We start from the raw sequence: 23002 nt of genomic DNA, 5'->3' as shown, positions 1-23002 counted from the left end.
CCTCACGTTTAAGGAGACGAGATGCTGAACGCTCTTGTCACTCTCGCTGCGGAAGAGGGTGAGTCGCAGAACCCGCTGCTGCCGGCGTACTACGACATCATCTGGTCGCTGGTGTGCTTCATCGTCATCCTGGCGGTGTTCTGGCGCATCGTTCTGCCGCGCATGCAGAAGCTGCTCGACGAGCGCGCTGCCGCGATCGAAGGCAACATCGCCAAGGCCGACGAGGCCCAGCGCAAGGCCGAGGCCGCGCTCGAGGAGTACACCGCGCAGCTGGCCGACGCCCGGCGCGAAGCCGGTGAGATCCGCGACGCCGCCCGCGAGGACGGCAAGAAGATCCTCGCCGAGGCGAAGGAGGCCGCCGCCTCCGAGGCCGCGCGCATCACGGCCACGGCGCACGCCCAGATCGAGGCGGAGCGTCAGTCGGCACTGGTGTCGCTGCGCAGCGAGGTGGGCACGCTCGCCCTCGACCTCGCCGGCGGGGTGATCGGAGAGACCCTCTCCGATGACGCCAAGGCGCAGGCCGTCGTCGACCGCTTCCTCGCCGAGCTCGAGGCCGACGAAGCCGCCAAGGCGGCGACCGGTCAGAAGCAGGGTTCCTGATGGGAAGCGCGACCACGCAGGCTCGGGTGTCGGGTATCGCTGCACTGGATGCCGCGGCGATCACCGACCTCGGTGTGGCGCGTGAACTCTTCGGGGTCGCACGCGCGGTGGGGGAAACCCCCCAGCTGGCCTCGGCTCTCGCCGACGCGTCGGCGCCGGCACCTGCCCGACAGAAGGTCGTCGACGACGTCTTCGGGCGTCAGGTGTCGGCCACGACGCGCACGCTCCTGGGCGCCGTGGTCGCGGAGCGCTGGTCATCGGCCGCCGACCTCGTCGAGGGGGTCGAAGAGCTCGCCGTGCGCGCCGCCGCCGTCGCGGAACCGCAGGCCGACGTCGAAGCCGACCTGTTCGCCTTCTCCCGCGTCGTCGCCGACAACGGCGAGCTCGAGCTGGCGCTCGGCAGCCGTCTGGGCGACCCGGCGGCCAAGGGCCGGCTGGTGTCCTCTCTCCTCACGGGGCGTGCGAGCGGTTCGGCGATCGTCATCGCCGAGTCCCTCGTCCAGCAGCCCCGCGAACGCCGCGTGCGGCAGCTGCTCACCTGGGCGATGCGCATCGTCGCCGACCAGCGGGGCCGCAAGGTCGCCACGGTCGTCACCGCCGTCGCCCTCAGCGACGCGCAGATCGCACGCCTGGCGCGGACGCTCTCGGCCCGCTACGGCACCGAGGTGTCGATCAACGCCGTCGTCGACCCGACCGTGGTCGGCGGTCTGCGCGTGCAGATCGCCGATGACGTGATCGACGCCAGCGTGTCCTCGCGTCTCGCCGACCTCCGCCAGCGACTGGCCGGATAACAGACTTCCCGTGCGCTTCCCAGGAGGCGACGGAGCATTCGGGGTCACACTCGACGGTGAGGCCCCACCGAACGAAGGAAGATCATGACAGACCTCTCTATCAGCCCCGACGTCATCCGTGACGCGCTGAAGGACTTCGTCGCCGCGTACGAGCCCACCGGCGCCGCCGCGACCGAGGTCGGCACGGTCATCGACGCCGCCGACGGCATCGCCCACGTCGAGGGCCTCCCCGGCGTCATGGCCAACGAGCTCGTGATGTTCGCCGACGGCACGCAGGGCCTGGCCCTGAACCTCGACGAGCACGAGATCGGCGTCGTGGTGCTCGGCGACTTCGCCGGCATCGAAGCCGGTCAGCAGGTGACCCGCACCGGCGAGGTGCTCTCGGTCCCCGTCGGCGACGGCTACCTCGGTCGCGTGGTCGACCCGCTCGGCAACCCGATCGACGGCCTCGGCGAGGTCGCGACCACCGGTCGCCGTGCCCTCGAGCTGCAGGCGCCCGGCGTCATGCAGCGGAAGTCCGTGCACGAGCCGATGCAGACCGGCATCAAGGCGATTGACGCGATGATCCCGATCGGTCGGGGTCAGCGTCAGCTGATCATCGGCGACCGCCAGACCGGCAAGACGGCGATCGCGATCGACACGATCATCAACCAGAAGGCCAACTGGGAGTCCGGTGACGCGACCAAGCAGGTGCGCTGCATCTACGTCGCCATCGGTCAGAAGGGCTCGACCATCGCCGCGGTGAAGGGCGCCCTGGAAGACGCCGGCGCGATGGAGTACACCACCATCGTCGCCGCGCCCGCTTCCGACCCGGCGGGCTTCAAGTACCTCGCCCCGTACACCGGATCGGCCATCGGCCAGCACTGGATGTACGACGGCAAGCACGTCCTGATCGTCTTCGACGACCTGACCAAGCAGGCCGAGGCGTACCGCGCCGTGTCGCTGCTGCTGCGCCGCCCGCCGGGACGCGAGGCCTACCCCGGCGACGTCTTCTACCTGCACTCGCGTCTGCTCGAGCGTTGCGCGAAGCTCTCCGACGAGCTCGGCGCGGGCTCGATGACCGGCCTGCCGCTCATCGAGACCAAGGCCAACGACGTCTCGGCGTACATCCCGACCAACGTCATCTCGATCACCGACGGACAGATCTTCCTGCAGTCCGACCTGTTCAACGCCAACCAGCGTCCGGCGGTCGACGTGGGCATCTCGGTGTCCCGCGTCGGCGGTGACGCGCAGGTGAAGTCGATCAAGAAGGTCTCGGGAACGCTCAAGCTCGAGCTCGCGCAGTACCGCTCGCTCGAGGCCTTCGCGATGTTCGCCTCCGACCTCGACGCCGCCTCCCGCCGCCAGCTGGCGCGCGGCGCGCGCCTCACCGAGCTGCTGAAGCAGCCGCAGTACTCGCCGTACCCGGTCGAGGAGCAGGTCGTGTCGATCTGGGCGGGCACGAACGGCAAGCTCGACTCGATCGAGGTCGAGGACGTGCTGCCGTTCGAGCGCGAGCTGCTGGACTACCTGCGTCGCAACACGACGATCCTCGACCGCCTGCGCGAGACCAACGTCCTCGACGACGACACTGTCGCCGAGCTGGACAAGAAGGTCGACGAGTTCATCCTGGAGTTCCGCTCCGGCAAGGGACAGTCGATCAACCGTCCCGGCAGCGACGATGTCGCCGCCGCCGAGGCCGAGGACGTCAACCAGGAGAAGATCGTCAAGGGCCGTCGCTGAGCGGAACCGGTAAAGGATCATGGGCGCACAACTGAGGGTCTACAAGCAGAAGATCAACTCTGCTCAGACCACGAAGAAGATCACGAAGGCGATGGAGCTCATCGCTGCTTCGCGGATCCAGAAGGCGATGGGGCGCGTGCGCGCCTCCACACCCTTCGCCCGCGCGGTGACCCGCGCGGTGTCCGCGGTGGCGACGCACTCCAACGTCGATCACCCCCTGACGCAGGAGCGGCCCACCATCCGCCGTTCGGCCGTGGTGATCTTCGCGTCGGATCGGGGGCTCGCGGGTGCGTTCAACTCCCAGATCCTCCGCGAAGGCATGGAACTGGCGGCGCTGCTGCGGTCGGAGGGTCGCGAGCCGGTGTTCTACCTGATCGGGCGCAAGGCCGTCGGGTACTTCCAGTTCCGACGCATCGAGGCCGCCGCCGAGTGGACCGGTGACACCGACACTCCGCAGTTCCACACCGCCGAGGAGATCTCGGCCACCCTCCTCGACGCCTACAACCGCGGCGGAGAGCAGGGCGGCGTGGATGAGATCCACCTGGTCTACAACCGTTTCGTCAGCATGATGACCCAGAGCCCCGAGACCGTGCGTCTCCTTCCGCTGGAGGTCGTCGAGGCCGAGGAGGAGTCGTCGGCCCAGGTGTACCCGCTCTACGAGTTCGAGCCGGACGCCGAGACGGTGCTGGACGCCCTCCTGCCGGTCTACATCCAGAGCCGTGTCTTCAACGCGCTCCTGCAGTCGTCGGCGGCCAAGCACGCCGCGACGCAGAAGGCGATGAAGTCGGCCAGCGACAACGCAGACAAGCTCATCACCGACTACACCCGGCTGCGCAACAACGCGCGTCAGGCCGAGATCACGCAGCAGATCGCCGAGATCGTCGGCGGCGCCGACGCTCTCGCGTCGGGCAAATAGACCCACACGAAAGAGAAGAAGCCATGAGCCTCACCGCTGAGAAGACGGAAGCCACGACGGCCGCAGCGCCCGCCGTCGGCCGGGTCGCCCGCGTCACCGGCCCCGTCGTCGACATCGAGTTCCCCCACGACTCGATCCCCGACATCTACAACGCGCTGAAGACGACGATCACGATCGGCGACTCGTCGTCCGAGATCACCCTCGAGGTCGCCCAGCACCTCGGTGACGACCTCGTCCGTGCCATCGCCCTGAAGCCCACGGACGGCATCGTCCGCGGCCAGGAGGTGCGCGACACCGGCGAGCAGATCACCGTGCCGGTCGGCGACGTGACCAAGGGCAAGGTCTTCAACGTCACCGGCGAGGTGCTCAACGGCGCTCCCGGCGAGACCATCGAGGTTACCGAGCGCTGGCCGATCCACCGCCAGGCGCCGAACTTCGACCAGCTGGAGTCGAAGACCCAGATGTTCGAGACCGGCATCAAGGTCATCGACCTGCTCACCCCGTACGTGCAGGGTGGGAAGATCGGACTCTTCGGCGGTGCCGGCGTCGGCAAGACCGTCCTCATCCAGGAGATGATCCAGCGCGTCGCGCAGGACCACGGTGGTGTGTCGGTGTTCGCCGGTGTCGGCGAGCGCACCCGTGAGGGCAACGACCTCATCGGCGAGATGGAGGAGGCGGGCGTCTTCGACAAGACCGCCCTCGTCTTCGGCCAGATGGACGAGCCGCCGGGCACGCGTCTGCGCGTGGCCCTGTCGGCGCTGACCATGGCGGAGTACTTCCGCGACGTGCAGAAGCAGGATGTGCTGCTGTTCATCGACAACATCTTCCGCTTCACCCAGGCCGGGTCCGAGGTCTCGACGCTGCTCGGCCGCATGCCCTCCGCCGTGGGTTACCAGCCGAACCTCGCCGACGAGATGGGTGTGCTCCAGGAGCGCATCACCTCGACGCGCGGTCACTCGATCACCTCGCTCCAGGCGATCTACGTCCCCGCCGACGACTACACCGACCCGGCGCCGGCGACCACCTTCGCCCACCTGGATGCCACGACCGAGCTCTCCCGTGAGATCGCGTCGAAGGGTCTGTACCCCGCGGTCGACCCGCTGGCCTCGACCAGCCGCATCCTCGACCCCCGCTACATCGGCGAGGACCACTACCGTGTCGCGACCGCGGTGAAGCAGATCCTGCAGAAGAACAAGGAGCTGCAGGAGATCATCGCGATCCTCGGTGTCGACGAGCTCTCCGAAGAGGACAAGGTCGTCGTGGCCCGCGCACGTCGCATCCAGCAGTTCCTCTCGCAGAACACCTACATGGCGAAGAAGTTCACCGGTGTCGAGGGCTCCACGGTCCCGATCAAGGAGACGATCGAGTCGTTCGACGCGATCGTCAAGGGCGATTTCGACCACGTCGCCGAGCAGGCGTTCTTCAACGTCGGCGGCATCTCCGACGTCGAAGAGGCATGGGCCCGCATCCAGAAGGAGAACGGCTGATCATGCCTCTCAAAGTCAGCCTGGTTTCCGCCGACGCGGAGGTCTGGTCCGGCGAGGCGTCGCTCGTGGTCGCCAAGACCGTCGAGGGCGAGATCGGCTTCATGGCCGGACACGAGCCGGTGCTGGCGATCCTCGCCGAGGGTCAGGTGCGGATCACCCGCACCGACGGCTCGAAGATCGTCGCCAACGCCCAGGACGGCTTCCTGTCGATGGAGCGCGACGAGGTCACGATCGTGGCCGGAAACGCCGCACTGATCTCCTGACCGACTGATCCTCCTCTCCGCCTCCCGCGAGAGTGCAACTGGCCGCCGAGAGCACGGGTGAACCCCGTGCTCTCGGCGGCCACATGCATCCTCGCCCCGTGTTCGCCGGGGTGCATCCATGCTCATCCTCCTCCCGCCCTCCGAGACCAAGCAGCCCGGCGGTTCCGGGAAGCCGCTCGACCTCGACGCTCTCGCGCTGCCGTTCCTGCGACCGCAGCGCGAGGAGGTCCTGTCCGCGCTGATCGCGCTGTCGGAGAACCCGGACGAGGCCGCCCGGGTGCTGGGCCTCGGACCGCGTCAGCGTGACGAGGTCGCCGTCAATGCCGCCCTCCGCTCCGCTCCGACGACTCCCGCCGTCGACCGCTACACCGGCGTGCTCTTCGATGCGCTCGATGCGCCGACGCTCGACGCGGCAGCGCGCCGCTGGCTGAAGGCCCACGTCCTGATCCACTCGGCGCCGTTCGGTCCGGTGCGCGCCCTCGATCCCCTTCCCAACTACCGGTTGGGAGCAGCTGCGCGCCTCCCCGGACTGGCGTCGCCCAACAAGCACTGGGCGGCGGCGGTCACCGATGCGCTCGCGGCTTCGGCGCCGCCCTTCATCCTCGACCTCCGCTCGCATGCCTACGTCGCCCTCGGACCGGTGCCGGGCACCGTTCCGGCGGTGTCCCTGCGTGTCGTGACCGACGCCGAAGGCGGCGCCGTGCGGGCGCTCAACCACTTCAACAAGCACGCCAAGGGCGAGCTCGTGCGTCGCCTCGCCATCGAGCGGCCACGGGTGCGCAGCGTGGCGGGATTCCGGCAGTGGGCGGATGACGCGGGGCTGCGGCTTATCGGGGACGCCGGGTCGGCAGAACTCGATCTCGTCGTCTGACGCGCGCTAACGGCGCGTGTTCGCCGCGGTGCGCTCTGTGTTCTCCGCGATCGCGATCAGCGCGACGACGGCTTCGATGACGAAGCGAAGGGCGATCACCGCCAGGAACGAGAAGAGCGGAACGAGGATGACCGTCGCCACGATCAGTGAGATCCCGGCGCCCGGGTTGAACCACAGGGCGCCGACACCTGCGACGACGCCCGTGACGAGATAGACCACGAAGGCGATGCCGATCGCCATCAGACCCACGACGTAGAACACCGCGGCGAGTCGCCGCGTGATGAAGGTGCGGAACGACAGGTCGAACAGAGAGCGGAAGAACCCACGGCCGACCGCAGCGGCATCCTTCGCGTCGGAGGCGGGCACGCCGGTGTCGTCGACGCCGGCGATACCGGGGGTCGCGGGCTCGGTGGCCCGGGCCGCTTCCGCGGCGGGCTGGCGGGGCAGCGGGGGAGGGGTCTCGGTGCTCATGGTCCTCGTCCTTCGTCGATGTCCTCCCGTCACGTTACCGATCGCGACGCGCCCGACCCCGTGTTTCTGGGAATTTCCTCACAACGACCGCACCTCGTCGCTACCATGACACACGCGGGGCGTCGTCCCGTCGTCTGCGGGCCTTCGCCGCAGACCTCCCCGGGCGAGAGGCATGGGAATGGATCCGTACGGTGACAACTCGGGAGCGGTCGTCGGACTGCTCATCGCTGCATTCTTCTTCTGGCTGGTGATCATCCTCGCCGGCTACGTCATCACGTCGTTCTTCACGATGAAGGTGTTCGACAAGGCCGGCGTGCAGGGCAAGTGGCGCGCGTGGGTGCCCGTCTACCGCGAGATGGTCTTCGCCAAGCTCGGCGATCTCAACCCGTGGGGTGTGCTCATCCTCATCGGGGCCGCGGTGCTGCTGAACCTGATCCCCTACGTCAACTTCCTCCTCGGCTGGGTGCCGAGCGTGGCGGCCTTCGTCTACATCATCCTCGCCGCGTGGCGGGTGCAGACCAAGCTCGGCAAGGAGACGCCGTGGATCATCCTCGCGGTGTTCCTCTACGTCGTCTGGCTCGGCATCATGGCCTTCGACCGGTCGCGCTGGAACCCGAACATCCCGCCGGCACCGTGGGCGAACTCGTTCCTCAAGGACACCACCGTGTGGGCGGGCATCCCGCAGCAGCCGAGCGCTGCCGCCGCTCCCGGCTACGGGTACCCGCCCGCGGCCCCCGGAGCCCCCGCGGCACCTCCCGCGGGGTACGAGCCGGCGCCGGGATACCAGGCGCCGCCGGCCCCCGCGCCGGGCTACCAGGCTCCGCCCGCCCCGGCAGCCGCACCGCCGGCGACTCCTCCCGCCGCACCGCCCGCGCCGCCCGCGGCCGACCCCGCCGCACCTCCGGCGGGTGAGCCGCCCGCAGACCCGGGCGCGCCGCGCCCCTGACCCATCCGGACAGCCCCCGGCCCACGGCCGGGGGCTGTCCGCGTCCACGCCCGGGTAGCGTGGACGCATGAATTCTGTGCCGCTTCGCCGCCTCGGATCATCCGGTCTGCTCGTCTCGGCCGTCGGTCTCGGCTGCAACAACTTCGGCCGGCCCGGGACGCGGACCGAGACCCTCGAGGGAACCCGCGCGGTCCTGGATGCCGCGATCGACTCCGGGGTGACCTTCCTCGACACCGCCGACATGTACGGCGGCGACCCGGGGCAGTCCGAGGCGCTCATGGGCGAGGCTCTCGCGGGGCGACGGGATCGCGTCGTGCTCGCAACGAAGTTCGGTCACTCCGGCCGTGACATGGGGTACGGGCTCGCGGGCGCCAAGGCATCCCGCACCTACATCCGGCGAGCGGTCGAGGCCTCCCTCACGCGCCTGCAGACCGAGTGGATCGATCTGTATCAGCTGCACACGCCCGATCCGGGGACGCCGATCGAGGAGACCCTGGACGCCCTCGACGATCTCGTTCGGGAGGGGAAAATCCGCTACATCGGGCATTCCAACCTGAGCGGGTGGCAGATCGCCGAGGCGCACTTCGTCGCCGAGCGTCGCGGCACCGCGCGCTTCGTGTCGTCGCAGGACCACTACAGCCTTCTCGCCCGGGGCGTGGAACGGGAGCGGCTCCCCGCCGCCGAGCATTTCGGTCTGGGGTTCCTGCCCTACTTCCCGCTCCACAACGGGCTTCTCACCGGCAAGTTCTCCCGCACCGAGGCCCCTTCCGACACGCGCATCATGCGGCAGCGCCCCCACCTGTGGGAGGACGCGCCGTGGGACGCGCTCGAGGCCTATGCCGCCTTCTGCCGCGATCAGGGGATCACCATGCTGGAGGCCACCTTCGGATGGTTGCTGGCGCGGTCGTCGATCTCCAGCGTCATCGCGGGCGCCACGAGCCCCGAACAGGTGCGCGCCAACGCCGCTGCGGCCACGGCATGGACCCCCACCGTCGCGGACGTCGCAGAGATCGACGCGATCTTCCCCCTTCCCAACGACCCGGCAGCCTGACCCGGGTACCGCGGTTCGCTCAGAGCGCACCGGTGCAGGTGGTTGACCTGACGCAACGGCTGTAGCGTTCACGAAGGTGCGGGTGCCGTGACGGACCCGCGTCGTGGAAGGGAAACCTGTGCTCGGCAAGCTCCTCGCTCGCTACCTCCGTCCCGGCTGGCCGCTGATCGTCGCCGTCGTGGTGTTCCAGCTCGCGCAGTCGATCGCCTCGCTCCTGCTGCCGACGCTGAACGCCGACATCATCGACAACGGCGTCATCACCGGCGACATCCCCTACATCTGGTCGACGGGTGCGGTGATGCTCGGGGTCAGCCTCGTCCAGATCGTCTGCGCCATCGTCGCGGTGTACTTCGGCTCGCGCCTGGCGATGGGGGTCGGACGCCAGATGCGGGCAGACCTCTTCCACCGCGTCGTGGCGTTCTCGCAGCGCGAGGTCGGGCACTTCGGGGCCGCGTCGCTCATCACGCGCAACACCAATGACGTCCAGCAGGTGCAGATGCTGGTGCAGGTCTCCGCCACGCTCATGGTGTCGGCACCGATCCTCGCCGTCGGCGGCGTCATCCTCGCCATCAGTCAGGACGTGGGCCTGTCGTGGCTCATGGCGGTCTCGATCCCCCTGCTGCTGATCATCGTGGGTCTGATCGTGTGGCGCATGGTGCCGGCCTTCACGGTCATGCAGAAGCGCATCGACCGCGTCAACCAGATCCTGCGCGAGCAGCTCAGCGGCATCCGCGTCATCCGCGCCTTCGTGCGGGAGCCTCAGGAGCGTGCCCGGTTCTCGGTGGCCAGTGCCGAGGTGATGGCCACCGGCCTTCGCGCCGGCAACCTGATGGCGCTGATGTTCCCCGCGGTGATGCTCGTGCTGAACGTCTCCAGTGTCGCCGTGATCTGGTTCGGGGCGTTCCAGGTGCAGCAGAGCGACGTCCAGATCGGCACGCTCTTCGCCTTCCTGACGTACATCATGCAGATCCTCATGGGCGTCATGATGGCGACCTTCATGTTCGTGATGATCCCGCGGGCCGCGGTCTGCGCCGACCGCATCGGCGAGGTCCTCGAGACCGAACCCTCGGTGGCGCCCCCGTCGACCCCTGCGCCGCCCCCCGCGGCGCGCGGAGCCGTCCGTTTCGAGCAGGTGGCCTTCGCCTATCCCGGTGCGACCGACCCGGTGCTCAGCGACATCTCCTTCGAGGTGACGCCCGGCACGACGACGGCCGTGATCGGGTCGACGGGGTCGGGTAAGACCACCCTGGTCGGTCTCGTGCCCCGGCTGTTCGATGCCACGGCGGGGTCGGTGCGTGTGGATGGGACGGATGTCCGCGCGTTCGAGCCCGACGAGCTGTGGCGTCGGGTGGGGCTCGTGCCGCAGCGAGCGTTCCTGTTCTCCGGGACGGTGGCCTCCAATCTGCGCTACGGCGACCCCGACGCCGAGGACGCCGAGCTCTGGCATGCCCTCGAACTGGCGCAGGCGGCCGATTTCGTCCGCGCGATGCCCGAGGGCCTGAACGCCCCGATCGCCCAGGGCGGTACCAATGTCTCCGGCGGTCAGCGTCAGCGGCTCGCCATCGCGCGGGCGCTGGTGAAGAAGCCCGAGATCTATCTCTTCGACGACGCGTTCTCGGCGCTGGACCTCGCCACCGACGCAGCGCTCCGCGACGCCCTGGACACCCACCTTCCCCACGCGACGCGGATCGTGGTGGCCCAGCGCGTCTCCACCGTGCAGAACGCCGATCAGATCGTGGTGCTCGACCACGGACGCATCGTCGGCATCGGCACGCACGACGACCTCGTGGCATCCAGTCAGACCTATCGCGAGATCGTCGAATCCCAGCTCTCGGTGGAGGCCGCATGAGCGGGCCAGGACACGGGCGCATGCAGACGGCGCCGGTCGTGAAGGCCAAGAGCTTCGGCCCGAGCGCACGCCGACTGCTCGGAACCCTCAGCTCGGACAGGCCCCGCCTGGTGATCGTGCTGGTCCTCGGCGTTCTGAGCGTGGGGCTGTCGGTCCTCGGCCCGAAGCTGCTCGGCGACGCCACCAACATCGTCTTCGCCGGGTTCCTCTCGCTGCAGGTGCCGGCGGGGGCGACCAAGCAGGAGGTCGTCGACCAGCTCGTGGCCTCGGGTCAGCAGCAGCAGGCCGACCTGGTCCGCGCCGTGGACTTCACCCCCGGCGCCGGGATCGCCTTCGACGCCCTCGGCGCGGTCATCCTCGCCGTGCTCGCGGTCTACATCTTCTCGGGCGTCTTCGGCTGGCTGCAGGCGCGACTGCTCAACGGCATCGTGCAGCGGGCGATGAACCGGCTGCGACTGCAGGTCGAGGACAAGATCCACCGCCTCCCGCTGTCCTACTTCGACCGGGTGCAGCGCGGGGAGCTCCTCAGCCGCGTCACCAACGACGTCGACAACATCGGCCAGTCGATGCAGCAGACGCTGTCGCAGGTCATCATCTCGCTGCTGACGGTGATCGGCGTGATGGTGATGATGTTCCTCATCTCCCCGCTCCTGGCCGTCATCGCGCTCGTGACCGTCCCGCTCACGCTCGTCATCACCGCCGTGGTCGCCGGTCGCTCCCAGAAGCTCTTCGCCGCGCAATGGAAAGCCACCGGAGTGCTCAACGCCCGGGTCGAGGAGACCTTCTCCGGCCACGCCATCGTGAAGGTGTTCGGGCACCAGCGCGAGGTCGAGGCCGATTTCCTGGCCGAGAACGAGGAGGTCTACCGCGCCAGCTTCGGTGCGCAGTTCCTCTCCGGGATCATCCAGCCCGCGATGATGTTCGTGGGGAACCTCGTCTACGTCGCCATCGCCGTCGTCGGCGGCATCCAGGTGGCATCCGGTCTTCTCTCGATCGGCAGTGTGCAGGCCTTCATCCAGTACTCGCGGCAGTTCACCCAGCCGCTGGCGCAGCTGGGCTCGATGGCGAACCTCCTGCAGTCGGGCGTCGCCAGCGCCGAGCGGGTGTTCGAGCTCCTCGACGAGGTCGAGCAGAGCCCCGACCCCGAGCCCGCCGAAACCGCGCCCGCGTCGGCGAAGCGACTGGCCTTCGAGGACGTGTCGTTCCGGTACACCGCCGACACTCCGCTCATCGACGATCTCGACCTGACCGTGGAACCGGGCAGCACCATCGCGATCGTCGGTCCGACCGGGGCGGGCAAGACGACGCTGGTGAACCTCATCATGCGCTTCTACGACGTCGATTCCGGTCGCATCACCCTCGACGGCGTCGACACGCGCCGGATGACCCGCGACGACCTGCGATCGCGCACGGGCATGGTGCTCCAGGACACGTGGCTGTTCGCCGGCACCGTCCGCGAGAACATCGCCTACGGCCGTCCCGACGCCGACGACGCCGCCATCTCCGCAGCGGCCCGCGCCGCGTACGTCGACCGGTTCGTCCACGCGCTACCGGACGGCTACGACACCGTCCTCGACGATGAGGCGGGGAGCCTCAGCGTGGGCGAGCGCCAGCTCATCACGATCGCCCGGGCATTCCTCGCCGACCCTCGCGTCCTCATCCTCGACGAGGCGACGTCGTCGGTCGACACCCGCACCGAGCTGCTCATCCAGCGGGCGATGTCAGAGCTGCGCCAGGATCGGACGTCGTTCGTCATCGCCCACCGGCTCTCCACGATCCGCGACGCCGACCTCATCCTGGTGATGGAGGAGGGGCGCATCGTCGAGCAGGGCACGCACGACGAGCTGCTGAGGGCGGGGGGCGCCTACCGCCGACTGTCGGACGCCCAGTTCCGGGCGGCCGTCACCGAGGATGAGGACGACGAATCGGATGCCGCGGACGCGGCGGGGGAGTCCCCGGCCTCGTCCGGCGTGTCCACTAGGATGTGAGGACGCCATCGCCGGCGGTCGTGCCGATCCGGTGGCGAATGCGCGCCGACGTGGGGAGAGGAGAGCTGGTGCCTGAGATCTCCTCCGGAGACCGTCTGATCGAACTGCCGGACGCGACGCTGTCGCTGCGCTGGGCTGCGACCACACACACCGGCCGCCGACGCGAGGTGAATCAGGACGCGGTGCTCGCCTCGTTCCCCCTCTTCGCCGTGGCTGACGGGATGGGCGGGCACGTCGGCGGCGAGATCGCCAGTGCCAGCACCGTCGATCGGCTCCGCGCGGTCGTGGAGACGGGCCCGGTGAGCGCGAAGACCATCGAGAAGGCGCTCGGCCGCGCCGTGAAGGACATCGCCTCGCACCCCGAGACGACAGATGACGGAACCGGAACGACCCTGACGGGCGTCTACCTCGATCCCACGACCGAGCCCGCGACCTGGGTCACGCTCAACATCGGAGACTCCCGCGTCTACCTCCTCCGCGACGACGACGTCGTGCAGGTGACCACCGACCACTCCGTCGTGCAGGAGCTCGTCGCCTCGGGACGTCTCAGTCCTGAGGAGGCCGAGAACCACCCTTACGGCAACGTCATCACCCGTGCGGTGGGACCGAGTGAGAGCGTGACGCCCGACTACGTGCGCCTCGACATCGTCGACGGCGATCGCTTCGTGGTGTGCTCCGACGGTCTCACCAAGGAGCTCACCGATTTCGGCATCCACCATTTCCTCTCGCAGCACGAGGATCCGGCGGGGGCCGTGGAGGCGATGCTCGATGCGGCGCTGGAGAACGGCGGGCGCGACAACATCACCATCATCGTGGTGAACGTGTCCCTCCGCGAGAAGACGGCCGGTGCGGCGGCCGGCGTCGACTCCTCCACAGCCTCCGCCTGACGACGAGTTCTCCACCGATTCGCGGTGAGGCGCGGGTGACCGCACGTGCGGCGCACAGAGTGGGAACGTGCCATCCTTCACCCCGCTCCCGCCGGTCCGTCCCCGCGGATCCTTCTCAGCGAGCCGCCCGCTGGCCCAGGCCCCCGCGGTCGACGGCGGCGCGCGGGACACCGTGGACCCGCATGACGACTCGTCGACGGACGACCTCCTGCATCTCGACGACCGGTGGGAGAGACCGCCCCGGCCCCCGCTCCCGATCGTCGCGTCGACGGTTCCGATCCTCGGGGCGGGAGCACTGTGGCTGGTCACCGGGTCTGTCCTCGCCCTGTGGCTCGCCGCTCTCGGCCCACTGATCGCCCTCGCGTCGATCGCCGACGCCGCCCGCACGGCTCGTCGGGACCGCCGGGCAGCCGAGCAGGCGAGCGCCGAGACCCGCGCCGAGGTGGCGCGGGCCGTCGCGTCGCGCCACCGACGGGAGCGCGAGCGGTGGTGGGGGGTCCACCCCGACGTCGCTCGGCTCGTCGCATCCGAGATCGAGGTGTGGCGACCCCACCGCGATCGCGGCGACACGGTGGTCGTCGGGCGGGGTCGCATACCGAGCGCGGTCCGGGTGAGCGGCGGGCGCGGTGATGCGCGAGCCGGCGAGCTGCGGCGCCGCGCCGCCGTGCTCGAGGACGCGCCGATCGCGGTGCCCCTGGAAGCCGGGATCGCCGTCATCGGGCCGCCGCTCGTGAGCGCCGCGGTCGCCCGCGCGCTGGTGCTGCAGGCCTGTCTGCTGCATCCGCCGGGTTCTTTCTCGATTCTGCCGTCCTCGGCCGACGACGAGACCTGGCTCGCGCGGCTGCCGCATCGGCGCATCGGCGCTTCACGCACGCTCGCGCTGCGGGTGGGGGGAGCGGATGCCGCGGACGCAGCCGACATCCGGATCGTCCGCGTCGGTCCCAACGAGCCGCCGCCACCGGGGTGTGCGGTCGTCCTGCGCCTCGACGGCCCGGGCCTCGCCCACGCCGACATCGGAGGGGAGACGTACGAGATCCGGCCCGAGGCGGTCGGACGGGCGCAGGCGGTGACGATCGCCGAGACCCTCGCGTCGCGTGCCGCGCGCTCCTGGGGAGACCTCGACGCCGACGACGGCCCGGTGCGACTGGCCGATCTCGCCGACCCGGGCTCGTCGCCCGCGGCGCGCGGCGGACTCGCCGCCACCGTCGGACGCGATCGGGTCCCCGTCTCGATCGACCTCGTGGAGGACGGCCCCCACGCCGTCGTCACCGGGATGACGGGGTCGGGCAAGAGCGAGCTGCTCGTCACGTGGGTGCTGGCGCTCTGTGCGCGCTACTCCACCCGCGAGGTCACCTTCCTCCTCGCCGACTTCAAGGGCGGCACCGCCTTCCAGCGCCTCGCGGGCCTCCCGCACGTCACCGGCGTCATCACGGACCTCGATCCCAGCGGCGCCCGACGGGCCATCGAGAGCCTTCGTGCCGAGATCAGATGGCGGGAGGCGGAGCTCGCCCGGGCCGGCGCCCGCGACATCCGCGACGAGCGGGCCGAGCTCCCGCGACTCGTCGTCGTCGTCGACGAATTCGCCGCGCTGCTCGCGGACCATCCGGAGCTCCAGGCGCTGTTCACCGACCTCGCTGCGCGCGGGAGGGCGCTGGGGATGCATCTGATCCTCGGGACGCAGCGCACGACCGGCGTGATCCGGGAGGGTCTGTGGGCGAATCTGCCGCTGCGGCTGAGCCTCCGCGTCGCCGACGCCGCCGACAGCCGCGCGGTGATCGGAACGGATGACGCAGCCCGACCGGCGTCGACGGGAACCGAACGGGGCACAGCATGGCTGCGCCGAAGCATCGACGCGGCACCCCGGCGCTTCCGGGTGGCCCTCGCCGACGCCGACGATGTCGCCGCGGTCGTCCGCTCCTCCCGCGGCCCGACACCACGACGCTCGTGGCTGCCGGCGCTGCCGACCCGCGTCGACCTCGCCGACCTGCGAATGCCGCCCGCCGACGCCGGTGCCACCCCGCCTCTCGTCCTCGGACTGCTCGACGAACCCGACGAGCAGCGGCAGCGACCGGCCGTGCTCGATCCCCGCGCGACGGGGCTGGTGATCCTGGGGCGCGGCGGGAGCGGCAAGACGACCGCGCTGCAGACGCTCGCGGCTCAGCGCCCGGATGCGGTGACCTGGGTGCCGGCCGATCCGGAGGGGGCGTGGGATGTGGTCGCCGATCTCGTCCGCGCCCCGCACGCGGCCTCGGCTGCACCGCGGCTGGTGCTCGTCGACGACATCGATGCGCTCGTCGGACGCTACCCGATGGACTATGCCGGCGACCTGCTCCAGCATCTCGAGGATCTCCTCCGCGGCGCGGGGGGAGAGGGGACGCTCGTCGCCCTCACCGCGCAGCGGGTGGCCGGAGGCGTGGCGCGTCTGGTCGACCTCGCGTCCCGGCGCGTTCTGCTGGCCTCCGCCTCTCGCGCCGACCATGTCGCCCTCGGCGGCGCACCGGCGGATTGGGACGACCGCGCGGGACCCGGACGGGGAACCTGGGACGGCCACGCCCTGCAGGTGGCCACGGCGTGGGATGCACCCCTGCCGGGGTCAGTGGTGCCCCCAGAGGTCTGGCAGCCCCGAGGGCTCGCCGGAGTCGTCACCCGGCGCTCACCGCAGGCGCGTGCGGCGCTGGCGGCGTGGGAGGCCGCCGGCGCGGCGCTGATCGACCTGGACGCCTTCGACGCCGGGGTGGAGCGCGGCAGCCGCACCGGGCGGGTCGTGGTCGTGGGAGAGCCCGACGAGTGGCAGCGGCACTGGCGGACCCTCGGCCTCATCCGATCCGAGCACGACCTCGTCGTCGACGCGTCCTGCGGGCCCGAGTACCGGATGCTGACCGCCGACCGCGCGCTCCCTCCTTACTGCGTGACCGGGCGCGGTCGCGCCTGGGTGCGGGAGGCGGGAGGCGACCCGCGTCGCATCCTTCTTCCCGACACTCCCGCGCGTGCTTGACCGCCGTCGCCCGGTGGCCCTAGCGTCAGCGCATGGCAACCTCCCCTGTGACCCTGGGTCGACCCGAAGGCAAGGGCCTCGCAGCAGGGACGCTGGGCCTGTGGGGTTCGACCGTCATCGGTCTGGCCTCCACGGCGCCGGTGTACTCGCTGGTGGCGACCCTCGGATTCGTGGTCCTCGCCGTCGGCGCTCAGGCGCCGATCGCGTTCATCATCGCCTTCGTGCCGATGCTGTTCATCGCATTCGCCTATCGCGAGCTCAACAACGCCGTGCCCGACTGCGGCACGACGTTCACTTGGAGCACGAAGGCCTTCGGACCGTGGATCGGGTGGCTCGGGGGGTGGGGCGTGGCCGTGGCCGGAACCATCGTGTTGGCGAACCTCGCCCAGATCGCGGGGATCTACTTCTGGTCGCTCTTCGGCGACGGGTCGCTGGCCGACAACGTGCCGCTGGTCACCGCCACCGGTGTCTTCTTCATCGCACTGATGACCTGGGTGAGCTGGCGCGGCGTCGAGATCGGCGAGCGGATCCAGAACGTGCTCCTGACCATCCAGTACCTCCTGCTGGCGGTGTTCATCGTCGCCGCCCTCTGGCAGTTCTTCACCGGCACCGCGCCCAATCCGACGCCCTTCGACCTGTCGTGGCTGAACCCGCTCGGATTCACCGACTGGAGCGCCTTCACCGAGGCGATCCTGCTGGCGATCTTCATCTATTGGGGATGGGACACCTGCCTCGCGCTGAACGAGGAGACGAAGGACCCCAAGCGCATCCCGGGCCGCGCAGCCCTGCTCACCACCCTCATCCTCGTCTTCACCTACGTCGGGGTCACGATCGCCGCGATGATGTACGCCGGTCTCGGGACGACGGGCGTGGGCCTGGGCAACGAGGCCAATGCCGACGACATCTTCCTTGCGCTGAAGGACGACCTGCTCGGGCCCCTCGCGCCGTTGCTTCTCATCGCGGTGCTCATCTCCGCGGTGTCGTCGACGCAGACCACCATCCTCCCCACGGCGCGCGGCACGCTGTCGATGGCGGTGTACAAGGCGCTGCCCCAGCGGTTCCGCACCGTTCACCCCGTCTACAAGACGCCCTCGTTCTCCACGATCGTCATGGGGATCGTCGCGAGCCTGTACTACATCGGGATGACGCTGATCAGCGACAACATCCTGCAGGACTCCATCCTCTCGCTCGGCCTCGCGATCGCGTTCTACTACGCCCTCACCGGGTACGCCTGCGTCTGGTACTTCCGGCGGGATCTGTTCACGTCGGGGCGGAACCTCGTCTACCGCGGGATCCTGCCGCTGCTGGGCGCGCTGATGCTGACCTACGCGTTCATCCAGTCCGCGATCGACATGTACGACGTCGACTACGGATACACGGTGCTGCTCGGCGTGGGCGGCACCTTCGTGGTCGGCGTCGGCTCGCTGGCGATCGGCGTGGTGCTGATGTTCGTCTGGTACGCCTTCCCGACCTCGAAGCCCTTCTTCCGCGGTGAGCGGCTGAACCGCGACACCCCGGTGCTCGTGCCCGACGAGGGCGCCTACCAGCGGTCGGTGGACGGCGGGCTGAGCTGAGCCTGCCGGTCGTCAGACGACGGGGCGGATCTCCCCGACATCTCGGCCGCCGCCGGTGACCGACAGCGGGAGTGCGGCGAGGGTTGCGGCGACGTCGTCCGCCGGCAGGGCGCCGTGACGCTCGAGGAGGCGCAGCGCCACCGCGGTCGCCGCGCGCGACGACCCGTCGAGCACCTTCAGGGCGACGGTCGTGCCACCCGGGCCGGTCATGACCAAGACGCCTTCGGCGCCGGTCTTGGCGAAGACGCCGAGGCGCTCGATCGCGACGGTGTCGGGCCGGCCGGGTCCTTCGATGGTCCAAGGGTGCTCGCGGACGGTCCTCACGAGCGTGCCCGCCTGCCGGTGGAGGGCGAACGGCGAGCGCTCCGACGACACGCCGATGCGGTGAACGGCGCGGGCGAGGCCCAGCAGGGTCACGGCGTACACCGGCGCCCCGCAGCCGTCGACGGCGGTCGCGGCGACGCGCTCGCCGGTGAGCCTCTCGATCACCTGGCGGATGTGGGACTGGAGCGGATGCCCCGGCTCGAGGTAGGTGGCGGTGTCCCAGCCGTTCGCCACGGCGGTCAGGAGCATGGCGGCGTGCTTGCCCGAGCAGTTCATCCGCTCCCGCGTGGGCTCGCCCCCGGCGCGCACGACCGCGTCGCGGGTGGGCTGGTCCGACGGCCAGGCCGGAGGGCACCCGAGGGACCGCTCGTCGAGCCCGGCGCGATCGAGGATGCTCCGGACGACGGCGACGTGCCGATCGGTTCCGGTGTGGCTCGCGGTGGACAGGCCGAGCTCCTCGCCGGCCAGGTCCGCTCCGGCGGTGAGGAGAGCGAGCGCCTGGAGCGGCTTGAGGCTCGAGCGGGGGAGGATGAGGCCCTCGACGTCGCCGTGGCGCTCGGAGACCACGCCGTCGGCATCCAGAACCACGGCCACCCCGGTGTGACGGGACTCCACGAACCCACTGCGTTCGACGACGGCGAGCTCGACGGCCTTCTCGGCGGCGATGGTCTGCGGCACGCACGTCAGCCTACCCTCGACGCCGGAGGCGCCTCGGGCGCCGCGTGCCAGACTGGGGCCATGTGGGGTGAGCACCGATACGCGCTGCGCGCGACGTGGACCGGCAACCGGGGGAGCGGCACGAGCGGATATCGCGACTACGACCGCTCCGTCACCATCGAGGTCGACGGCAAGCCCGCCCTGCTGGCGTCGGCCGATAAGCCGTTCCGCGGAGACCCGGCGCGCTGGAACCCTGAAGACCTCCTGCTCGCCGCGCTGAGCGAGTGCCACCTCCTGTCCTACCTCCACGCGTGCGTGATGGCGGGGGTCGTCGTCGTGGACTACACCGATGAGGCCGTCGGACTCATGGTCGAAGACGGTGCGGGCAGCGGGGCGTTCCGCGAGGTGGTGCTGCACCCGCGCGTCACCGTCGCGACCGAAGAGATGAGGGATGCCGCCATCGCGGCGCACGACAAGGCTCACGCCCTGTGCTTCATCGCCAACTCGGTCAACTTCCCCGTTCGCCACGAGGCCACCATCCTGGTGGCCGACGCCGCCGAGTGACGGATTCCGCGTCGCGCGCGACGGGCTACAGGCGCTCGTGGGGGAGTACCTGCTTGATGCGCTCGATCGGGTTCTGCGCGGGGACCTCGTTGTAGACGCCGGCGAGCTCCTGCTCGCTGAGGGCTTGGATGGCCGACATGATCTCGTCGGTGGCGCCACGGCGCGCCCGACCCGACGACGCCGCGCCGTGGTGGGAGAGGTCCAGCGGCGCGCCGAACCTGACGGTGATGCGCTCCGAGAGCGAAGGGCGTTTGGCCCCGACCGGCATCACGCGGTCGGTACCGATGAGACCCACCGGCACCACGGGGGCACCGGTCTCCAACGCGAGGAAGGCGACGCCCGTGCGTCCCTTGTACAGGCGCCCGTCCAGTGAGCGCGTGCCCTCGGGGTAGAGCGCGACGGCGCGGCCCTCCGCCAGGAGAAGGCGCTGCTGCTCCAGCGCGTCCAGCGCCGCCTGCCCGGCGCCGCGCTGCACGGGGATGGCGCCGATCGCGCGGAAGAACTCCCGCGACATCCATCCCTTCATCCCGCTGCCTTCGAAGTAGCTTGCCTTGGCGAGGAAGTGCACCGGTCGGGGCGCGGCGACCGGGATGGCAATGGAGTCGATGAACGACAGGTGATTGCTGGCGAAGATGACGGCGCCCTGCCGGGGAACGTTCCCCTTGCCCTCCACCTTCGGGCGGTAGATCAGGCGCCCGAGCGGGGCGATCACCATCCGTCCCAGGGCATAGGTCATGCCGATCGAGTGCGAAGACGCGTCGGGGGCCCCCTGGGGGAGATCGCTGGCTGCCTCGGACGTCACCAGACGAGGGTACTCTCGCTCTCATTCCCGTGCCGGCATCCCGGGCCTCGGGCCTCGCCCTCACGCCGGGGCATCGCGACCTCTCAGCCCAGACAGAGGAAACGTAGGCCAGGATAGGGAGGTCCTTCCGTCCCTCGACCCTGAGGTTTTTGTGCGTATTCGACCGCTCGCCGCCCTGTCCGTCGCCGCCGCATCGGTCCTTCTGCTGACGTCGTGCTCCGGCGACGCCCCCGACGCGACCCAGTCCCCGTCGGCGCAGGTCGCCGACCTGTGCGACGCGGTCGCCCCGTCGGGTGAGGCGTCCGAGTCGGTCACGGTCGAGGGTGAGCCCGGCGCCGCGTCGCAAGCGGTCTTCACCGCCCCGCTGGAGATCTCCGAGCTGCAGAGCACCGTCGTCACCGAGGGCGAGGGCGACGCGGTCCAGGCCGGCGAGCTGGTGAACATCGCCTTCACCGCCTTCAGCGCCGAGACGGGCGAAGAGCTGGGATCGCTCAACTACGAGCCCGGCCAGTTCCTCCCGCAGCAGATCTCCGCCGACAACCCCATCGGCCAGGTGCTCGGATGCGCGACGCCCGGCACACGCGTTGTCGCCACCTTCCCCGCCACCGAGACCAACGGCGGCGAGGTCTACGTCTTCGACTTCCTCGAGACCGTCCCCGACGCCGCATGGGGCACCGAGCAGCCCGCACCCGAGGGCCTTCCCGAGGTGGAACTGGCCGATGACGGTGAGCCGACCATCACCGTCCCCGACGCCGATGCTCCCACCGAGGTCGAGCTCGCGACCCTCAAGCAGGGCGACGGCGAGACGGTCGAGCCCGGCGACACCGTGCTGGTGCAGTACACGGGCGTGAAGTGGTCCGACAACGAGGTGTTCGACTCCAGCTGGGAGGCCGGCACCCCCGCGTCGTTCCAGACGACCGGCGTCGTCGACGGCTTCCGCCAGGCGCTGGAGGGTCAGACCGTCGGGTCGCAGGTCCTGGCGGTGATCCCCCCCGAGTTCGGCTACGGCGCCGTCGACGGCAACGAGCTGCAGGAGGAGACCCTCGTCTTCGTGGTCGACATCCTCGGCGTCCAGCACGTCGCCGCCACCACCGCTCCCTGACGCCGCCGCGCGCGAGAGCGCGGATAGGCTGACCGGATGCGGCGCATCCTCGTCCTTGGTTCCACCGGCTCCATCGGCACGCAGGCCCTCGAGGTCATCGCCGCGAACCCGGATCGTTTCGAGGTGGCGGGGCTCGCGGCGGGACGCCGCCGCGACCTGCTGACCGCTCAGGCGGCGGAATTCGGCGTCGCCGAGAGCGCCTGCGCGCTCGGCGCCGCCGAAGCGGAGCAGCTCGTCCGCGACGTCGCTGCGGACGTCGTCCTGAACGGCATCACCGGATCGGTGGGCCTCGGGCCCACACTCGCGGCGCTGGAGACCGGTCGCACCCTTGCGCTGGCGAACAAGGAGTCGCTCATCGTGGGCGGGGAGCTCGTCACCGCCCTCGCCGCGCCCGGTCAGATCGTCCCCGTCGATTCGGAGCACTCCGCGATCGCTCAGGCCCTCCGCGCCGGCACGCACGACGAGGTGCGACGCCTGGTGCTGACCGCGTCGGGCGGACCCTTCCGCGGTCGCTCGCGATCCGAGCTCGCCGAGGTGACCCCCGCCCAGGCGCTGGCCCACCCGACCTGGGACATGGGCCGCGTCGTGACGACGAACTCCGCGTCGCTCGTGAACAAAGGCCTCGAGGTCATCGAGGCGCATCTGCTCTTCGGCGTGCCCTACGACGCGATCGACGTCGTCGTCCATCCGCAGTCGGTCGTGCACTCCATGGTCGAATTCGTCGATGGGTCGACGATCGCGCAGGCCTCACCGCCCGACATGCGCCTTCCGATCTCCCTGGGGCTGGACTGGCCGCAGCGCGTGGCCGGGGTCGGGGGGCCGATCGACTGGACCCGCGCGACGCAGTGGACGTTCGAGCCGCTCGACGAGGACGCGTTCCCCGCGGTGCGTCTGGCCAAGCGTGTCGGGAAGGCGGGCGCGACCTTCCCCGCCGTGTTCAACGCGGCGAACGAGCAGGCCGTCGACGCCTTCCACGAGGGGCGGCTGCGCTTCCTCGACATCGTCGACCTCGTCGCAGACGTCGTCGACCGGCATGAGGCCCCCGCAGCGCTTACCCGCGAGTCGTTGGTCGACGCCGAGGCGTGGGCCCGTCGCACCGCCGACGAGCTGATCGTCGCGCGCTGAGGGCTCGCCCGGCGGCT

Annotated in this window: 20 protein-coding genes; 17 read left to right on the top strand and 3 right to left on the bottom strand. The window is 70.1% G+C overall.

Translation table 11 applies throughout. The annotated features are described in order from the left end of the window. Nucleotides 1-21 precede the first annotated feature (21 nt). The 7 genes from MA875_RS06035 (at nucleotide 22) to MA875_RS06005 (ending at nucleotide 6650) form a co-directional block, all read left to right on the top strand. Nucleotides 22-600 carry a F0F1 ATP synthase subunit B gene (locus MA875_RS06035; RefSeq protein WP_248241039.1) on the top strand — a complete coding sequence of 193 codons (579 nt, stop codon included), beginning with the start codon at nucleotides 22-24 and terminating at the stop codon, nucleotides 598-600. Continuing rightward, nucleotides 600-1391, top strand: coding sequence for a F0F1 ATP synthase subunit delta (locus MA875_RS06030; RefSeq protein WP_248241036.1), 792 nt, complete (start codon nucleotides 600-602; stop codon nucleotides 1389-1391). Before MA875_RS06035 ends, MA875_RS06030 begins: the two co-directional genes overlap by 1 nt. A gap of 84 nt (nucleotides 1392-1475) precedes the next feature. After that, nucleotides 1476-3113, top strand: coding sequence for a F0F1 ATP synthase subunit alpha (gene atpA, locus MA875_RS06025; RefSeq protein WP_248241034.1), 1638 nt, complete (start codon nucleotides 1476-1478; stop codon nucleotides 3111-3113). Between the two features lie 19 nt (nucleotides 3114-3132). Continuing rightward, on the top strand, nucleotides 3133-4029 hold the full coding sequence (locus tag MA875_RS06020) for a F0F1 ATP synthase subunit gamma (protein WP_248241032.1): 897 nt from the start codon (nucleotides 3133-3135) through the stop codon (nucleotides 4027-4029). A gap of 23 nt (nucleotides 4030-4052) precedes the next feature. Further along, complete coding sequence (atpD, locus tag MA875_RS06015) at nucleotides 4053-5516, top strand: F0F1 ATP synthase subunit beta (RefSeq protein ID WP_248241030.1); 1464 nt, start codon at nucleotides 4053-4055, stop codon at nucleotides 5514-5516. 2 nt (nucleotides 5517-5518) lie between these two features. After that, complete coding sequence (locus MA875_RS06010; protein ID WP_179559024.1) at nucleotides 5519-5779, top strand: F0F1 ATP synthase subunit epsilon; 261 nt, start codon at nucleotides 5519-5521, stop codon at nucleotides 5777-5779. Between the two features lie 118 nt (nucleotides 5780-5897). Beyond that, nucleotides 5898-6650 (top strand): YaaA family protein, encoded by a 753-nt coding sequence (locus MA875_RS06005; RefSeq protein WP_248241028.1) that lies wholly within the window; start codon nucleotides 5898-5900, stop codon nucleotides 6648-6650. A 6-nt stretch (nucleotides 6651-6656) separates the two neighbouring features. Here the strand turns inward: MA875_RS06005 and MA875_RS06000 are convergent, their stop codons facing one another. Next, nucleotides 6657-7121, bottom strand: a complete 465-nt coding sequence (locus MA875_RS06000) for a DUF4282 domain-containing protein (RefSeq protein ID WP_248241026.1) — start codon at nucleotides 7119-7121, stop codon at nucleotides 6657-6659. Nucleotides 7122-7293: 172 nt separating this feature from the next. Between MA875_RS06000 and MA875_RS05995 the strand changes: the two genes are divergently transcribed. From MA875_RS05995 to MA875_RS05965, 7 genes are all read left to right on the top strand, one after another. Next, nucleotides 7294-8067, top strand: coding sequence for a phage tail tape measure protein (locus MA875_RS05995; RefSeq protein ID WP_248241024.1), 774 nt, complete (start codon nucleotides 7294-7296; stop codon nucleotides 8065-8067). Between the two features lie 67 nt (nucleotides 8068-8134). Continuing rightward, on the top strand, nucleotides 8135-9118 hold the full coding sequence (locus MA875_RS05990; RefSeq protein WP_248241022.1) for an aldo/keto reductase: 984 nt from the start codon (nucleotides 8135-8137) through the stop codon (nucleotides 9116-9118). A gap of 118 nt (nucleotides 9119-9236) precedes the next feature. Beyond that, on the top strand, nucleotides 9237-10967 hold the full coding sequence (locus MA875_RS05985; protein WP_248241357.1) for an ABC transporter ATP-binding protein: 1731 nt from the start codon (nucleotides 9237-9239) through the stop codon (nucleotides 10965-10967). Continuing rightward, nucleotides 10964-12955 carry an ABC transporter ATP-binding protein gene (locus MA875_RS05980; protein WP_248241019.1) on the top strand — a complete coding sequence of 664 codons (1992 nt, stop codon included), beginning with the start codon at nucleotides 10964-10966 and terminating at the stop codon, nucleotides 12953-12955. The genes MA875_RS05985 and MA875_RS05980 overlap by 4 nt, the downstream gene beginning before the upstream one ends. A gap of 68 nt (nucleotides 12956-13023) precedes the next feature. Further along, complete coding sequence (locus MA875_RS05975; RefSeq protein WP_248241018.1) at nucleotides 13024-13842, top strand: PP2C family protein-serine/threonine phosphatase; 819 nt, start codon at nucleotides 13024-13026, stop codon at nucleotides 13840-13842. A gap of 67 nt (nucleotides 13843-13909) precedes the next feature. After that, nucleotides 13910-16837: an FtsK/SpoIIIE domain-containing protein gene (locus tag MA875_RS17745; RefSeq protein ID WP_248241016.1), complete on the top strand. Its 2928-nt coding sequence runs from the start codon at nucleotides 13910-13912 to the stop codon at nucleotides 16835-16837. A 32-nt stretch (nucleotides 16838-16869) separates the two neighbouring features. Then, nucleotides 16870-18411 (top strand): APC family permease, encoded by a 1542-nt coding sequence (locus MA875_RS05965; protein WP_248241014.1) that lies wholly within the window; start codon nucleotides 16870-16872, stop codon nucleotides 18409-18411. Between the two features lie 12 nt (nucleotides 18412-18423). Here MA875_RS05965 and MA875_RS05960 read toward each other — a convergent pair whose 3' ends face one another. Continuing rightward, entirely contained in the window at nucleotides 18424-19413 is a 990-nt protein-coding gene (locus tag MA875_RS05960) for an asparaginase (RefSeq protein ID WP_248241010.1), read from the bottom strand. A gap of 60 nt (nucleotides 19414-19473) precedes the next feature. Between MA875_RS05960 and MA875_RS05955 the strand changes: the two genes are divergently transcribed. After that, the gene (locus tag MA875_RS05955; protein WP_248241009.1) at nucleotides 19474-19956 is read left to right on the top strand and encodes an OsmC family protein; all 483 of its coding nucleotides are present in this window, start codon (nucleotides 19474-19476) and stop codon (nucleotides 19954-19956) included. A 25-nt stretch (nucleotides 19957-19981) separates the two neighbouring features. Here the strand turns inward: MA875_RS05955 and MA875_RS05950 are convergent, their stop codons facing one another. Further along, nucleotides 19982-20692, bottom strand: coding sequence for a lysophospholipid acyltransferase family protein (locus tag MA875_RS05950; RefSeq protein ID WP_248241356.1), 711 nt, complete (start codon nucleotides 20690-20692; stop codon nucleotides 19982-19984). Nucleotides 20693-20909: 217 nt separating this feature from the next. Here MA875_RS05950 and MA875_RS05945 point away from each other — a divergent pair, with 217 nt between their 5' ends. Beyond that, nucleotides 20910-21860: an FKBP-type peptidyl-prolyl cis-trans isomerase gene (locus MA875_RS05945; protein ID WP_248241006.1), complete on the top strand. Its 951-nt coding sequence runs from the start codon at nucleotides 20910-20912 to the stop codon at nucleotides 21858-21860. Between the two features lie 36 nt (nucleotides 21861-21896). Next, nucleotides 21897-22985 carry a 1-deoxy-D-xylulose-5-phosphate reductoisomerase gene (gene dxr, locus MA875_RS05940; RefSeq protein WP_248241004.1) on the top strand — a complete coding sequence of 363 codons (1089 nt, stop codon included), beginning with the start codon at nucleotides 21897-21899 and terminating at the stop codon, nucleotides 22983-22985. The last annotated feature ends 17 nt before the right edge of the window (nucleotides 22986-23002 follow it).

Source organism: Microbacterium kunmingense (genome assembly GCF_023155745.1).
GTDB classification, from domain to species: domain Bacteria; phylum Actinomycetota; class Actinomycetes; order Actinomycetales; family Microbacteriaceae; genus Microbacterium; species Microbacterium kunmingense.
The sequence above is the reverse complement of the archived record's forward strand: the minus strand, read 5'-3'. Positions and strand labels throughout refer to the sequence as shown.